General features: G+C 44.1%; 12 protein-coding genes. 10 read left to right on the top strand and 2 right to left on the bottom strand.

The features are described from left to right. Window positions 1–60: 60 nt before the first annotated feature. Window positions 61–2,337 (bottom strand): alpha-galactosidase, encoded by a 2,277-nt coding sequence (locus tag ACQW03_RS25170; RefSeq protein ID WP_441952577.1) that lies wholly within the window; start codon window positions 2,335–2,337, stop codon window positions 61–63. An 82-nt stretch (window positions 2,338–2,419) separates the two neighbouring features. Then, the gene (locus ACQW03_RS25165) at window positions 2,420–3,406 is read right to left on the bottom strand and encodes a LacI family DNA-binding transcriptional regulator (protein WP_220031354.1); all 987 of its coding nucleotides are present in this window, start codon (window positions 3,404–3,406) and stop codon (window positions 2,420–2,422) included. A 177-nt stretch (window positions 3,407–3,583) separates the two neighbouring features. Between ACQW03_RS25165 and ACQW03_RS25160 the strand changes: the two genes are divergently transcribed. The 10 genes from ACQW03_RS25160 (at window position 3,584) to ACQW03_RS25115 (ending at window position 16,162) form a co-directional block, all read left to right on the top strand. Next, complete coding sequence (locus ACQW03_RS25160) at window positions 3,584–5,392, top strand: cache domain-containing sensor histidine kinase (protein WP_441952575.1); 1,809 nt, start codon at window positions 3,584–3,586, stop codon at window positions 5,390–5,392. Next, window positions 5,385–6,491, top strand: coding sequence for a response regulator transcription factor (locus ACQW03_RS25155; protein ID WP_076294689.1), 1,107 nt, complete (start codon window positions 5,385–5,387; stop codon window positions 6,489–6,491). Before ACQW03_RS25160 ends, ACQW03_RS25155 begins: the two co-directional genes overlap by 8 nt. A gap of 197 nt (window positions 6,492–6,688) precedes the next feature. After that, window positions 6,689–7,990, top strand: a complete 1,302-nt coding sequence (locus ACQW03_RS25150) for an ABC transporter substrate-binding protein (protein WP_441952573.1) — start codon at window positions 6,689–6,691, stop codon at window positions 7,988–7,990. A 77-nt stretch (window positions 7,991–8,067) separates the two neighbouring features. Continuing rightward, window positions 8,068–8,946, top strand: a complete 879-nt coding sequence (locus ACQW03_RS25145) for a carbohydrate ABC transporter permease (RefSeq protein ID WP_441952571.1) — start codon at window positions 8,068–8,070, stop codon at window positions 8,944–8,946. A 28-nt stretch (window positions 8,947–8,974) separates the two neighbouring features. After that, complete coding sequence (locus tag ACQW03_RS25140; RefSeq protein WP_025723644.1) at window positions 8,975–9,817, top strand: carbohydrate ABC transporter permease; 843 nt, start codon at window positions 8,975–8,977, stop codon at window positions 9,815–9,817. A 489-nt stretch (window positions 9,818–10,306) separates the two neighbouring features. Further along, window positions 10,307–11,008 (top strand): response regulator transcription factor, encoded by a 702-nt coding sequence (locus ACQW03_RS25135; protein WP_220031356.1) that lies wholly within the window; start codon window positions 10,307–10,309, stop codon window positions 11,006–11,008. After that, window positions 11,005–11,991, top strand: coding sequence for a sensor histidine kinase (locus tag ACQW03_RS25130; RefSeq protein ID WP_220031357.1), 987 nt, complete (start codon window positions 11,005–11,007; stop codon window positions 11,989–11,991). Before ACQW03_RS25135 ends, ACQW03_RS25130 begins: the two co-directional genes overlap by 4 nt. Window positions 11,992–12,092: 101 nt before the next feature. Continuing rightward, window positions 12,093–12,872, top strand: a complete 780-nt coding sequence (locus ACQW03_RS25125; RefSeq protein ID WP_441952567.1) for an ABC transporter ATP-binding protein — start codon at window positions 12,093–12,095, stop codon at window positions 12,870–12,872. Then, entirely contained in the window at window positions 12,838–14,850 is a 2,013-nt protein-coding gene (locus ACQW03_RS25120) for an ABC transporter permease (protein ID WP_441952565.1), read from the top strand. The genes ACQW03_RS25125 and ACQW03_RS25120 overlap by 35 nt, the downstream gene beginning before the upstream one ends. Before the next feature lie 208 nt (window positions 14,851–15,058). Next, window positions 15,059–16,162: a TolC family protein gene (locus tag ACQW03_RS25115; protein ID WP_441952563.1), complete on the top strand. Its 1,104-nt coding sequence runs from the start codon at window positions 15,059–15,061 to the stop codon at window positions 16,160–16,162. Window positions 16,163–16,172 lie beyond the last annotated feature (10 nt).

Genomic DNA, 16,172 nt, shown 5'->3' with positions numbered 1-16,172 from the left:
CAGGCCGGAAAATCGGCCTGCCTTGTTTTAATTTTTTTATCGTCACTGGCTGGTCCATGATTAGCAGGAGACAGCTTTAAGGCGGAAGGTAGAGCTGGCGAAATCTCCAGTGAGATCGGAGACAACAAGCCCAATTCTCATGAGGCGGTCACCTCCGAAAATTTCTCCATTAAATGCTACGCGGAAGGGGGAACCGCCATCTTCCACTAAGGTATTACCCGTATGGACTGCAGTGTTGCCCGTCGCTCCGTGTTCGATTATATACTTTTTATCTGGGTCAAGTCCTTTTAGAGTTAGTCGCCGGATGGGCCCATTTGGTTCAGCTAGTACACGGAAGTAAGCGACAAAAGCTTCGGACTGGTCCTCGCTAACGAACATCCAGGCCGTGTCGCCTCGGCCCTCAAATGGACTAAGGAGTCGATACATATCTCCTTGCTGTACAAGGGAACGAATTTCCTTATACTGGGCGATTTGTTTGGCAGCGAGCTCCTTTTCTTCATTTGTAAAGGCAGTTAGGTCAAGTTCGTAGCCAAAATTCCCGCTCATTGCCACGTCGCCGCGTATAGCGAGGGAGGTGATTCTCCCCACCTGGTGATTCGGTACATTCGATACGTGTGCGCCCATGGTACTGGCCGGATACACGATGCTTGTGCCGTACTGGATAGCCAATCTTTCAATGGCATCAGTATCATCACTGGTCCATGTCTGCGGCATATAGTAGAGCATTCCTGGATCGAATCGTCCACCGCCTCCGGAACAGCTTTCGAACAAGATGTCCGGGAACTGGGAAGTCAGACGTTCCAGCAGATCGTAAAGTCCGAGCATATAACGGTGCGCAGTTTCCTTTTGTCGCTCGCTAGGAGCTGTAGCCGAAGCAATCTCCGTCATATTACGGTTCATGTCCCACTTGACATAAGTAATCGGAGCGATCGAGAATACGGAGCTAAGCGTCTCGTACAAGTAGTCGCATACTTCCTTGCGGGAGAGATCGAGCACCAGTTGGGATCGGCCTTCCGTCCGCCGCCGACCTTCCGCATGCAGGCACCAATCGGGATGGTTGCGGTACAGTTCACTATCAGGTGATACCATTTCCGGCTCAACCCACAAGCCAAACTGTAATCCTTGTTCATTAACCCGTTTGGCCAGGTCGGCAAGCCCGCCAGGCAACTTGCGACGGTCTTCAAACCAGTCCCCAAGCGAATTGTCGTCGTTGTCGCGCTTACCAAACCAACCGTCATCTAGAACAAAGAGCTCAATTCCAAGGGGGCCTGCTTCCTTGGCAATCGCTTCGATTTTATCGGCGTCGAAGTCGAAATACGTGGCTTCCCAATTGTTCACGAGAATAGGACGCTCTTTGTCACGGTAAGTCCCCCGGCAAAGACGTGTGCGATAGAGTCGGTGATAGGTGCGTGACATGCCCCCAAGACCTTCTTCGGAAAAGACCAATACGGCTTCAGGGGTCTGGAATGACTGACCCGGCTCAAGCCGCCAGGAGAAGTCAAAAGGATTGATTCCGATACTTACACGAGTCTGATTGAACTGCTCTACTTCTGCCTGTGCGACGAAGTTGCTGCTGTAGATTAGACTGAAACCGTACACATCCCCACGATCTTCAGTCGCATCAGGACGAAGCAGTGCCAGAAATGGATTCATTTGGTGACTGCTGGAACCCCTTCGGCTCTCGAGCCGAAGGGAGCCGGGTCCGAGATCGCGGCGTTGGATATGTCTTTCCCGAACCCAGGCTCCAGGTAAGTAAAGAGCTTGGTAGTTGGAATCGGCGAAGTCGACAGAGGCGCTCATGGCGTGTTCAATATTTATGGTAGCGCTTCCCTTTTGTTCAAAAAGAGTAGACCTAGCAATGGCACTGTGGTTCGCAAATACAGTATAGAGCAGTGTAGTCTTAAGCCCCGTGTATTGATCTTCAAGGATCAAAAAGAGGGTTGTGGCTTCATCATCCGATTCGGTATAGACGGAAGGAAGTCCCTCGAGCTTTGGTTTACCCGGTTCAATACGGTAACCACTATATTTCAGCTCCGTAGTCCGAGTTCCATCCACAAGTGCAACCTGGTAAGCTGGTTGACGAAAGTCGCTTGTTCCATACTGGGGGTATTCCTGAGGAAGCGTGTCCAAAGAAATTGTACGGCTGGAAGAAACGGGAGTGGGAGAGAAGGAGCAACGCTCCCTAAGCTCCAATATACTTGCGAGACTTTGGTCATGATGAAGTTGAGCTCCCCAATAGACATGTGCGGGATATCCTTCTACAAGCTGGATAATATAGCTGCATTCCTTGGACTGCAAATGAAACAAACCAAGCGCTTCGTTAACATGAATGTTCATGATATTCACTCCTTAGGGGTTTATCATTATTGTTTTACGTAAGGATACTGATCAATGACAATAAGACTCTCAAGTACTGATGTTAGCCTTTTTTGCATGAGCTCTCCCGAATGACAAGCTTAGTCCCGATCACGCTGTACGCAGGTGGTTCACGCCCCTCAAACCGTTCAGAGAGCAGTTGCACGGCAGCCTTTCCCATCTGTTCAGGATAGGCACGGACAGTAGTTAGTGGAGGCTGCACGAAGGCTGCCATCTCAATGTCGTCGAAGCCGACAACAGCCATATCCTCTGGTACCTTGACTCCATGTCCATGAAGAGCGCGGAGGGCACCAATGGCGAGCGGATCGCTTGCAGCGAAGCAGGCCGTCGGTCGTTCCTGTTGGGTTAGAAGTTCGTTCATCATGAGATAACCATCCGCGGTACTCCAGGCACCTATACGGACGAATTGAGGATTGTACAACCCCTGTTCCCGCATGAATCGTTCAAAATAATGCGCTCTTCGCTCACCGTCGCTCTTACCGCCGATAAATCCGATTTGTCGGTGACCAAGCTCAAGTAGATGTCCGAGTGCCTGATCAACAGCTTGCCGGAAATGAAGACGTACAGAATCATACTCTAGCTGTTCATGGTACTGGTCGACAAGGACAATGGTGTTCTTGTCAGGATGAAGTTTGAATACCTCTTCAGGATCAACGCCGCCCACAACAATCAGACCGTCAGCCTTCTGGAGGGTGTCAATGGATGAGCGGCCTCGCAAGGTCTGGCCCAACGTCAATCCAAGCTCTTCACAGTGCAGTTCGATCCCACGGCGGATCGAGGCGTAATACGGATCGTCTCTTTCCTCCTCAATAGAACACCACAGCAGGAGGGAGACCGTTTTCCCGGCACGTTCCGTATTCTGCTTTAATTGCCTCAGCCGGGTAGGCTTATACTCGAGTTGCTCGGCAACCAAAAAAATTCTGCTTTTGGTGTCGGGGCTTACGGACAGTGACAGATCGTTATTTAAAACCCTTGAAACGGTTGCGGCAGACACACCCGCTTCGCGGGCAATGTCTTTAATGGTTGCCAAAAGAGCTCACACCTTTTTAGTTAATAATTTTACTAAAAATCGACTTTATCCTAACATATCTTTAAAGCACTTTCAAGATGGACAGTTGAATTTTTTTAACATTATTTTTGATCTACTACTGTAGAGATTGTTTGTGTTAACATGATGAATATTCTCTTGATGACGGAGGGGTCCTAGTTGAATATTCTGTCACTAGCTCGTAAATGGTTTGGTCGACTTCGCTTTAAAAGCAAGGTTATAACGGTATTTCTTCCGCTAATTATTGTTTCTCTGCTTACTCTAGGACTGTTGTCCAATCAGCTTTTCAGCCGTTCTTTGATAGACCGAACCACCAGCAACGTGGTCGATGAGTCTCAGCTTATCTTGTCTCGGACCGATTACATATTCAGCAGTGTGGAAACGGCGGCCAATATTATGGTGACGAATATTAACCGGATGTATGATTCATACGGTGCCAAACCTGGTACTGCGATGGAGCCTATTCAGTTTGGAAACTTGATGCAGAGCCGCCTATCCATTGATTTGTCAATCTTTCGTGAGGTGGATGCCGCTGTATTCATTGATAATGAAGGGACAATTTTCGCCTCTTATACCGAAAGTGGGGATGATCGCAAAATCTATAGCATGCTTAAGCGGGTAAGGGAATCCGAAAGTTATGGACAGGCACTCTGGTTTGATATGGAGAAGAGGGATTTCCTAACACCAGATCCAAACTCTCCGGTTTTGACGTTGGGGAAGACGGTCATTAATATAGACACGGGCGAACCCTATGGAACCCTTTTTCTGTTAGTGAAGGAAGAAGGTTTGTCCGATTACTTCCGTTCCAGCGATCCGGATGCACCCAAATCTTATTATTTTTTAGATAACGGAATGCGCGTGGCGGTGGCAGAAGACAATGAGATGCTGATGAATCCGGTGAATCCACAGCTAGGTGAGGCCATCCAACGTTGTGCGCCTAATGCATCCCAAGGAACGTGCTCATTCGAGGATGAGGGCAATCTGGTAACGGTCACTGATTATACCCGGATGGATTGGAAGTTGGTCAATATCGTATCTCTTAGCCTACTTACGGCTGATGTCCAGCAAAATGTTAGATTGTCGCTCTTAATCGGCGTATTGTGCCTTATTTTTTCCTGGCTGGGCGCTAGCTTTTTATCCAAAATGGTCGTTAGCCCTCTCGAACAACTGACTAGGGCCATGCGAAAAGTAGTAACTGGTGACTTGCAAGCGGTTACGACAGTCCGCACAGAGGATGAGATCGGTACGATTGCTGAAGCGTTTAACTTTATGGTAAGACGAGTTCGGGAGCTGCTGGATGAGGTAAGGCAGGAACAGAACCGTAAGCGTGAATATGAGCTCGCACTGATAAGCGCCCAAATTAAACCGCATTTTCTGTACAACACTTTGGATACCATTTATGCACTCAATGAGTTAGATCGTAATGATGAGGCTAGAGATACTACAAAAGCGCTGGCAGATTTTTATCGAATGGTGCTGAACAAGGGACGGGAATTAATTACTTTAGAAAAGGAAGCTCAGATTACTGATGATTATCTGACGATTTTGCAAATCCGTTATCCCGATGTGTTTCGCTATGAAGTGGATATCCCTCCCGAGCTTGCAGGTACACCTATCCCGAAGCTCTCGCTTCAGCCGCTTGTCGAGAATTCGATTTACCATGGTCTTAAGAAGAAAGGAACAAAAGGTTTTATCCGTATTTTTGCCTTTAAACAGGGCGATATGGTGATCGTTCGGGTGGAGGACAACGGTGTGGGGATGGATGAATTCCAAGTTCAGACTATTATGTCCAGACATTTACCGAAAGAAGGAATACGATCAATCGGTACCTACAGTGTTCAGCAACGACTGAGTCTATATTTTGGCGAGGAGTATGGGATATCCGTTCAAAGTATTCTCGCGGAGGGAACAACTGTTGACCTGTCGCTGCCGATGCTGCCAAAGGGGAGTGAACACAAAGATGTATAAAGTGATGATTGTCGATGATGAGCCGCTGTTCCGAGACTTTCTGCGTATAAAAATAGATTGGGAAAGTCATGGCTTTAGGGTTTGCTGCGAAGCAAGGAACGGACAGGAAGCACTTCAAGAAGCCGAGCGGCATCAGCCGCATCTCGCCCTCGTAGATATCAATATGCCCTTCATTGATGGGATTGAATTAGCCGAGAGGTTGAAAGTCAAGTTCGAACGCATCGTTATTGTATTCATATCCGGACATAACGAATTTGAATACCTACAGAAGGCGGTTCGAACCGGAGTGCAGGATTATTTGTTGAAGCCGTTCAATGCGGAAGAAATGCTATCGATGTTGGAACGTATTAAGCCGAAACTACCGGTGTTTCTGCAGGAGAGCGAAAGTACCGAGTGGGGTAAGCATGGTAGCGAAGCGTTGCACGGCAGAGCAAGTATGCCTGATTTAGGCCATCTGCGTGATGCAGTCGTGCTAGACCTTCGATTGAAAGACAGTGAAACGTTAGAGGAAGTCCGTAAGGCAATCCAGCAGCTTAGTAAATATAAGTGGGGGGATGAATACGCGGACGCGATGCTTATGGGAATCGTATCTCTAGCACTTTCCTTTGCAAGTGAACGCGGCATTCCTTATGATCGGCTATGGGATGAAGGTTTGAACAAGTCTCCTTACGACCGGCTCCGGGAGTTAGATTCCTGGGAGGCTGCTGAAGGATGGATGCTCGCTTTGTACCGCAGGCTGATCCAATTGATGGAGAATATGCACTCTACGAAGGCTTCCAATCTTTTTGCTGCGGCGATCACCTATATCGAGGAGCATTATGCAGACACAGAGTTGTCTGCTGAGCAGGTTTCGTGCGGGGTTTTCGTCGATCCCAGCTATCTGCGGCGCGTCTTCCGCAAGGAGTCCGGCTTCTCCATAGTGGATCATATTACACACATTCGGATGAAGAAGGCTAAGGAGCTCTTACTGAACAGAAATCGGAAGTTGGCGGAAATCGCTGAAAGTGTTGGATACAGTGACCCCAATTATTTCAGCAAATGCTTCAAGAAACGCTTTGGCATGACACCGACTGAATATGAGCAACTCCAAAAAAGGTAGCTCTTGTCCTGCGAGGCAGAACAACATCGATTCAAGCCTGGCGGTTTTCCTATATGGAGAACCGCTGCTCTATTTGTCCCGTTTTTTACTGATTATGCCCGTTTTATTCCTTAATCAAGAAAAGAAGCGGGAGTATACTGTAGTCATGCAAATGAAAGCGCAAACATAAAACACATTGCATAAGGGGGATTAAACAAATGAAAAAAACTTACAGAAGTTGGGGTGCAGCTTTGCTAGTGCTCACCATCTCTATTGGATTGGTCGCTTGTGGTGGAGATAAATCAGCTTCCTCTCAGGGCGGGACGGGAGACACAACGATCAAATTGAAGGTATATGCGCAGCATTTTGACGCCGATACCACCAAGCCGTTCGATTATGCGGTGGAAGAACTCAAAAAGGACATGCCAAACGTTGAGATTGAACTGGATCCTGCCGTTCAGGACGGATACCAGAAGCTGAAGACTTATGCGGCGACAGGAAACATGCCGGACATTTATTTCACGGATTGGCCAACTCTGCAAACTTTAGCAAAATCGAAAAATGTCGAGGTGCTGGACAACTATGAGACAACGACTAATTTCAAGGAGAATCTTAATCCGGGTGTTGAGTCTCGTTTAGTAGCTCCAGATAATCATGTGTATGCTTATCCGGATACAGGCATTGAATTCCAGCTTATCTATTACAACAAGTCGATTTTTGAGAAGGCGGGGATCGAAACGCCGATTAGGACGATTGATCAAATGGGCGAAGCAGCTAAAAAGTTGAAAGCTGCAGGTTATGTGCCCATGTCGATCTTTGCCAAGGAAAAGTGGATTACGACTGCTTTTTATAATGGGCTGGTCACAAGAGAGCAGCCACAAGGATTCGGAGCACTTGATCAGAAAGGTGTAAAAGCATTGCCAGAAGCGTTTGTAACGGCAGCACAGCAGATGAAGCAATTGCAGCAAGCCGGATTGTTCGACGCAAATGCCACGAACACCAATTATGATCAGGCATCGTCCCTGTTCTATCAGGGAAAGGCTGCCATGTTTGTGAACGGACAATGGGAAATTTACAGTTCACAGGAAAAGCTGGGCGACCAGGTCGACTGGATGTACTGGCCAGCAAAGGATGAAGCAACCTACGAGAAGTCCAAATATTTTATCGACGGTGCAGGTTCGCCACAGGGTTACGCAGTATCCTCGAGTAGCGAAAATAAGGAAACTGCCGTAAAAGTAGCAGCATTCCTTGCGACAAAGTCAGCCGAGTACAAATATACCCAACTCGGAAGTCCAATCATTTCGCCGAAAGTCGATAAGCAAATTGCCCCCAATGTTCCAGCAATGATGCAGCGAGTCGCCAAAGAGTTGCTGCCAAACGCCAAGGAATATGCTCAGCTTCTGAGTAATACCAAAATTCAGAACACAATCAATGACAATACTCAGAATCTGATGGTGGATAACTTTTTGGTAGAGGGTTTTGTGAACAATCTGAACAGTTCATTGGAGAAAGAAAACTGATAATCCAGGGACAAGCAACCTCTGGCGACATAAGTCGCTGGGGGAGTCGTCCCGAAAATAAGGGGTGGAAGCAACACATGAATAAATATTTGGGGAACAAATCGGCGCTGGCACTGTTTCTGCTCCCTGCTTTGATCCTGTACAGTGTGATCCTGATTTATCCCGTTCTGCAGACCGTTCTTCGTAGCTTTTATGATTGGGATGGCCTTAGTACACCGATCTTTTCGGGATTGAGTAATTACCGGGAGCTCTTTTCTGATCCTTTACTTTCCACTTCGCTTAAGAACGGATTGATATTTGCAATTGTACTGGTGGTCTTTCAGATTGGACTGGGAACGCTATTGGCGCTGATCTGTGCAGACCCGCGTACACGCGGGCGGAAAATACTGAAAACGGCTTATTTTATTCCGGTTGTTCTGTCGGTAACTGTGGTGTGCCAGCTGTGGATCGCCATTTACGACCCGAGCAACGGACTGATCAACCGGCTGTTCGATCTTTTGAATATCCCGTATCAGCAAAATTGGCTGAGCTCCCCGACAGCATCAATTATTGCCATCGCCTTCGTTAATGCCTGGCAATTTATGGGGTATCAATTCGCGCTGCTATATGCAGGGGTTAAGTCAGTACCTGAGGACTACTTTGAAGCCGCCACGATTGACGGTTGCAGCAAATGGAGAGCGCATCTGCATGTTACACTTCCTCTGATGAGGGAAACGTACAAATTCTGCTTCATTATCGCGATTACCTCTGGGATAGGCGCCTTTGTGCAGATGCTGATTATGACCAACGGGGGACCTGGGACTACAAATTATACAATGACATTCATGATTTACCGCTATGCTTTTATGGAGAGCAACTATGGCTATGCGTGTGCTGTATCTGTGCTGCTTGTACTGATCTCGCTGCTGGCAACTGTAGTTATCAATAAGCTGTTTGATCGCGGACAAACCGCCTAATGAGGTGCGTATTGAAAAGGAGAACGAAATGAGTAAAACCGCTGTGAGCAAGTTCAGACAAGCTGTCCTGCAGATACCGCTGTGGTTGTATGTGATTGTTTCGATTTATCCGTTGTTCTGGATGGTTTCCTACTCGTTGAAGAACAATGATGAGATCTTTGTTACCAACCCATTCGGACTACCAACGCATTTTCGTTACGAAAATTACATCAATGCCTGGACGCAATTTAATATCCCTCGTTACTTTCTGAACAGTCTGGTCGTGTCAACGATTTCGACTCTGTTCATCCTTTTACTGGCACTGATGTTTGCCTTTGCAGTGGCTCGCATGAGGTGGAGGTTTCGGTCTGCTGTACGAACTTATATGATCATAGGAATGTTTATGCCGCTACAGGTTATTATGATACCGCTGGCGATTCTGGTTCGCGATTTTCATCTTACGAATACGTATGGAGCTCTTATTCTTCCCTATATCGCAATTGGCCTTCCTTTCTCGTCAATGATTTTCTATGGGTTCCTGGCAGGGATTCCCAAGGAGATTGAAGAGGCGGCATGTATGGATGGAGCTAATATTTATAGACTGTTCCTGAAAATCATTATGCCGCTTGCAATGCCTGCAATTGCGACTGTAGCCATTTTTCAGTTCTTGAACAACTGGAATGAGTTCACTTTGGCCTATATTCTGATTTCTGATGAGAATATGAAGACCTTGCCGCTAGGCTTGCTTTTCTTCCAGGGCTCCTACAGCACGGATTGGGGGGCCATGGGAGCTGTTATGACTATCGCTTCCCTACCGATGGTACTAGTCTATCTGTTCTTGAGTGAACAAGTGGAGCGGGCAATGACGGTGGGTTCCGCTGTAAAAGGATAGAAAGGATAAACTGCCCGGGCTTGAGAATCAGAAAAAAGATTCTCTAGCCGGGCATTTTTGTTATGTACATACGCTAGTTTAAGCTGACGATGGTTTGTGGCTAATCAGAAACCTTACAACAAAATAAAGGTTTTTGTAAGTTTCAACTGTTGTTCATTATGTAGAAGCTGTTATGCTGGTAAACAGCTAGGCAAGGAAAGAAGTGAGCAGATTTTGAAAGATCCAAAGCAAAGTTTCAATGAAACATTAAAAATTCCCAAAAAAACCATTATAACAGTCACCGTTATCGTTATTATAATTATATTGTTAATCACTCTGGTGCTCGGTACCATGCATATTATTCGGGATTCAATATACACCACCATGAAAACCTCCTAAATCTACAACCAAGGGGGTTAGATTGTTGTTATTGCTTGAACGATCAAATAAAGGCATTATATAGAGAAATCAGTTGTTAAAAATTCAAGCACTAAGAAGGTAGAAAACACGATGCAAAAGATATTAATAGTAGAGGATGATCCTCAAATCAGTTCCTTGCTCCAATCCTATCTTGAGAAATATGGTTATCAAGGGATTAACGTTTCAAATTTTGATCAAGTTCTGGCTATCTTTCAAGAGGTAAAGCCTGATTTGGTACTACTTGATGTGAATCTACCTCGCTTTGATGGATTTTATTGGTGCAGGCAAATACGGACTCAGTCTACATGCCCCATCCTTTTTGTGTCTGCACGCGATGATAAAATGGATCAGGTCATTGCTTTGCAAAACGGAGCAGATGATTACATTACGAAACCATTTTATCCCGAAGTACTATTAGCCAAAGTAGAAAGCAATCTGCGACGTGCCTATGGCTCTTATGCTGTTGCCCCAAAATCACGTTCCTTAAAAGTGGCAGATTTGACGCTATATCCCGATATTATGGAACTTATATTCCATGACAAGCAGGTAGAAATTAGCCAGAAGGAAGCAGCACTGCTAGAGCTATTGATGACGTATCCTAAGCAGGTTGTGGGTAGAGTTCATCTCTTAGAGGCTTTATGGGATGACCACCAATATGTGGGCGAAAACACACTGAATGTTTATGTCACTCGGGTCCGAAAAAAGCTGAGTGAGCTGGGACTGGAGGATATCATAGAGACGGTTAGAGGGGCTGGCTATCGGCTTCACTTGAGTGAGGAGGAAGAACGGTGAAGCTTTTTTGGCGCGACCATTTTTCGCTGGTGATTTTTAATATCACCCAACTTTTTCTTGTGTTAAGTATCTATTGGATGGATGGTTACCGCAACTGGTCGACGGCCCTGTATTCCGTCTTTTTTGGGGCCTCCATTTTGCTGGTTTATTTGCTCTTCCGGTATGTCATGTACTCTGGTTTATATCGCATATTATCCACTGCAAACATTAGAGATTTAGATGAGCTTATTCAGATGAAGGTACTTAATCCGTTAGCCTCTTCTTTGCAACATTTGCTTTTACAATATTACCGATTGTATCAGTCCCGAATTCATCAGTTAGAGCATCAGCAGCGCGATCATATTACGTTTATCAATCAGTGGGTTCACCAGATGAAAACTCCTCTTTCTGTTATTCATTTAATCCTTAAAGGAAAAATAGATCCCGAATCGGATCAGATTCACGATGAGATTGATCGAATGGGAAAAGGACTAGACATGATTTTATATATGTCACGGTTGGAATCTTTTGAACCTGACTTTCATGTGGAGCCTGTTGTATTACGAAAACTGGTTAGTGATGTGATTTATGATAACAAAAGGTTATTGATTCGCAACGAAATTTATCCTTCCAATGAAGTGGACGAGCGGTTGAGTGTGATTACCGATGCCAAGTGGCTAAGATTCATAATTAACCAATTGGTGACCAATGCGGTGAAATACTCTTCAGGTCATGCCCGCAGTCTGAAACTAATGTCTGACGTAAGAGAGCATGTCATTGTGTTGGAAGTACAGGATGAGGGGATTGGTATCCCTAAAAAAGACGTAGAACGGGTATTTGAGGCTTATTATACAGGTGAAAATGGGCGGAAGTATCGTGAATCAACCGGGATGGGACTCTATTTAGTGTCTGAAATCTGCAAAAGACTGAATCATGACATTCAACTGAAATCGACGGTTGGTGAAGGGACGACGGTTCAAATCCTGTTTTCAATTCACAAATGAGAAACCTTACAACACATTTAAGGTTTTTGTAATGTTAATCGATCGCTTCACTTGTCTGGATGGATTATGATCATAACATAGGAAAAGGAAAGGAATGAATTATGGAGATTGTACGAATGGATCAAGTCACCAAAATATACTATGGCAAGGTTCCCTACCGAGCCCTTAACAACATCCATTTAACGATCAAACAAGGTGAGTTTGTTGGTATTATGGGGCCGTCTGGTAGTGGGAAGACCACATTATTAAACATGATTTCGACCATTGATATGCCGACTTCTGGCGAGGTTTGCATTAAAGGTGAAAATCTAAATCAGCTCAAGAAGGATAAGCTGGCTTTATTTCGTCGCAAAGAGCTGGGACTTGTATTTCAGGACTATAATTTGCTGGAAACCCTCACTTTGGGAGAGAACATACTGTTTCCTCTGATGCTGAATAAAAAAGGATTAAAGGAAATGGAGCACAAACTGGAAGATGTAGCTAAGAAACTGGATATTTTTGATATTTTGGATAAACGGCCTTATGAGGTGTCAGGGGGACAAAAGCAACGGGCAGCCATTGGTAGGGCTATGATTCACTCTCCTTCACTCCTGCTCGCAGATGAACCCACTGGAAATCTCGATTCCAAGTCTTCACGTGTTGTGATGGAAATGCTGGGACTTATACACCGTGTAGATTATTCCACAATCGTGCTGGTAACACACGGTGCAATGGAAGCCAGTTATTGTGATCGGGTAATTTTTATAAAAGATGGTGAGTTATATAATGAAATCCACCGTAGTCATAGTCAGCAAATATTTTTTCAGGAAATCATAGATATGCTCTCCTTTTTGGGGGGAATTAGACATGCACATGAGCTTTCGTCAGTTAGCATGGAATAATCTCAAACGCAATGTACGTGCTTATGTACCTTATTATTTAAGCAGCTCATTGATGATTTCGATTTTTTTCGTATATGCGATATTTATTTTTCACCCGGATGTCTCAAGTGCAATCACAGCAGCTAATGTAAAAAAAGGATTACAAGTTGCTGATCTGTTGATTTTTGTATTTTCCTTTTTTTTCGTATTATACACAAACCATATCTTTGTTGCTGCACGTAAGAAAGAATTGGGTATACTGACCATTTTAGGGACACATCACAGACAAATTTATTTTTTGGTGGCATATGAAAATCTAATTATAGGCTTTTTATCCTTGGTTACCGGGATTATCGGAGGATTTATTTCAGCGAAATTCTTTCTGCTTTTGGGCTCCAATGTCATAGGAATGTATTTAACGTTTTATTTTCCTTGGAAAGCACTGGCTTTCACAGGAATTGGCTTTATGTTTTTGTTTATATTAATCTCACTTGTGTCTGTTTTCTTCATACGCCATTTTAAATTACAGCAGCTTTTTAGCAAGGTTCCACAGCTCAAAAAGGAATTAAAAGCTTCATGGAGTCTGTCCTTTCTTGCAATAGCGTTAATAGGAGCGGCTGTATATTTAATGAAGCTTGATTTTCCACCATACATTTATCTGGCACCGTATCGTTTAGGAACTCTTTCTTTTTATATATTGCACTATTCGGTTGGAGACACATTTAAATACACAATTGTAATGGGGTTTATTGGTACTTACTTATTTTATACTCAATTATGTGTACTATTCATTCAATTGCTTAGAGCTAACAGGAAATGGTCTTGGAGCGGAACACGTTTGTTATGGTTATCTGAGATCACATACAAAATTAGGAATAATGCCGGGCTGTTTTCATTGATTACCTTAATTTCTATCATTTCCTGTGTAGGAGCAGCGTCAACTTTTGACTCCATGCAGCAGCAAAAAAGATTTCTAAGGGAGCAATCTTATTCATTCGCATTTACTTCTGATGTTGTAAGTTTTATCGAGCTTGAAAAAGAGATTGACCAAAATCTTTATACGGCTGGGGTGGATTATTCGAAAAGTGAAATACTGATCTTTCCCTTTCGTGAACAGCTCGCACCTGTGATGAAACAATCCAACTATGAAGCTCTTACTTCCAGGTTTAAGGAACTAAAACAGACAGCTGCACTTCGGGATCATCAAGGCATTTTCATTTTTGATTCTAATGGAATGTCTTTAGAAGAACAGAAAACCTTTTTTGAAAAAAGGCTAACTTACAATCAAGGAAAAGCTCAGACTATGAATATTCAGATTACGGATACTCAGAAGATAGACCATAGCACAAAGTTTGTTGAAAACATCATCTCTGAACTAGGAAGGTTACTTGTTGTTTCAGATGGAACTTACGACCATTTAGTTGAACAACGGTACTTCAATGTTCCATTAGCATACAAATCTGTTTATTATTTTGTGCCAAAATGGAAGAATGGTCAACTTTCATTAGAAACTTCTGAAACTCAACAGGAGATATGGTTGTATTCCGTGTTGGCCAACAAGGTGAATAAAGGGGTGCTTAACTCTAGAGCGGTGGATTATTTGACATCGGAGATGGATCTGAATATTAGTGAATTTATCGGCGGATTTATCGCCATTATTATGTTGGCAAGTACGGTAAGCCTGCTGTATTTCAGATTATATGTAGATCTTCAGCGGGATGAAGAAATATACCGAGCTTTATCGAAAATCGGCCTAAACTCAAGGGAAATGAGACGATCTGCCTCCAGACAAATTGCATTCCTATTTCTTTTGCCATTAGTCGTATCATCTACAGGAATAGTGCTTTGTTTAGTGATGTCAGAACCGTCTGGAATATATGGAGTACCCGTTCATTTTACGCTGATTCAGATTATGTTGTGCTTCTGGGCAATCCAATTCTTTTCTTTCCTTATTGTACGTTTCCTGTACCTTCGTCAATTGGATTTAAAGATGCTGTAAAGAGCGATAAGCCGTGTGTGAAATAATAGCAGGAGGGCAGGATGTTACCTCCCTTCTGGAATCTGCACGGATTATAGACGATGCAGTTCTCAATTCACAATATCCATGATGTGGAGTCATACAAAGAGATTGTAATGTAGAGAAAGGATTTAAATTCACATAACAACGTATTTATTAGACTAACGAAACTTAGAAAGAGGGGGATTCTATGAAAAAACGTATGTTCATGTTATTGTTGTTGGCCTTATCGGCCAGTTCTTTTTCGGAGTCCTTTGTCCATGCAGAGCAGCAGCAGGTTTCCAATGCAAGTGTGAAAATAACACTGAGTCAGGCGCAACAATGGGCACGATCTAATAGCTTTAGCTTGAAGGAGGCACAGCAAACGATAGATCGTAACCGGATTAACCTAAAAAATGCAGGTAAGAATCTGGATTTCATTCCAGCAGGTACAGGCAACGGTGAAGAGGACGCGGCTAGTAGTTCAGCCTGGAAGGGGTATGCCTCATCGACGGTTTCTTATCTGGAATCCAAGAAGCAAATCGAGCTTGCTCAAGATCAGGCAGACTACACAACAATGAAAAACTATTATGATGTACTTCTGGCTGAAAACAAGGTAAAGAGCAGTGAGGATGCACTTTCACTTGCGTTATTGGAAGAAAAAGCTGCAGTGGCGAAAGCCAAGCGCGGGAAAATTTCTCCAGGTGATCAAAGTACCATTATCCAGACTAGACTAGAAGCACAAAAAAATGTAGAGATAGCAAAAGCTGCGCTGCTAAAAGCGATGGATTCACTAAATACGCAAATAGGGAAACCTCAAGGTACGGTGTATGAACTGGTGGATCGACCTGTTTATCGGAAGATGGATAACACGAATTTAGATACGCTTGTGACGCGTGCCATTTCGGCGAGTCCTTCGGTATGGAGGCAGGAGGAGGCTGTCAAGCTGGCCAAGATGGAAATTAAATATTACACGTGGAACTCGGGAACTGACGATTATGAAATTAAACAGATTGATGTAGACTCCGCGGAAGGCGGATTGGAAAATACCAAGGATCAATTAGCCGAAACACTGAAGAATATGTACTTTAACTTACAACAGAGTTATGAACAATACGAACAAATGCAAAGTAATCTACAGAACGCTAATAAAGTATTAGATATATCACGTAAAAAAAAGGAACGAGGATTTGCTACAGGTACGGAGGTAGCCACTAATCAGTTAAAAGTGAAGCAAATTGAACGGAATAAGGATGAATTAATTGTTCAAATGACAATGCTGCAACATGCTTTAAACAAACCATGGAGCGTATAGGTTTTAGAAA

It is taken from the genome of Paenibacillus sp. DRB1-1 (genome assembly GCF_052119485.1).
Classification (GTDB): domain Bacteria; phylum Bacillota; class Bacilli; order Paenibacillales; family Paenibacillaceae; genus Paenibacillus; species Paenibacillus polymyxa_B.
Note: the sequence above shows the minus strand (reverse complement) of the source record. Positions and strands in the feature narration are given on the sequence as shown.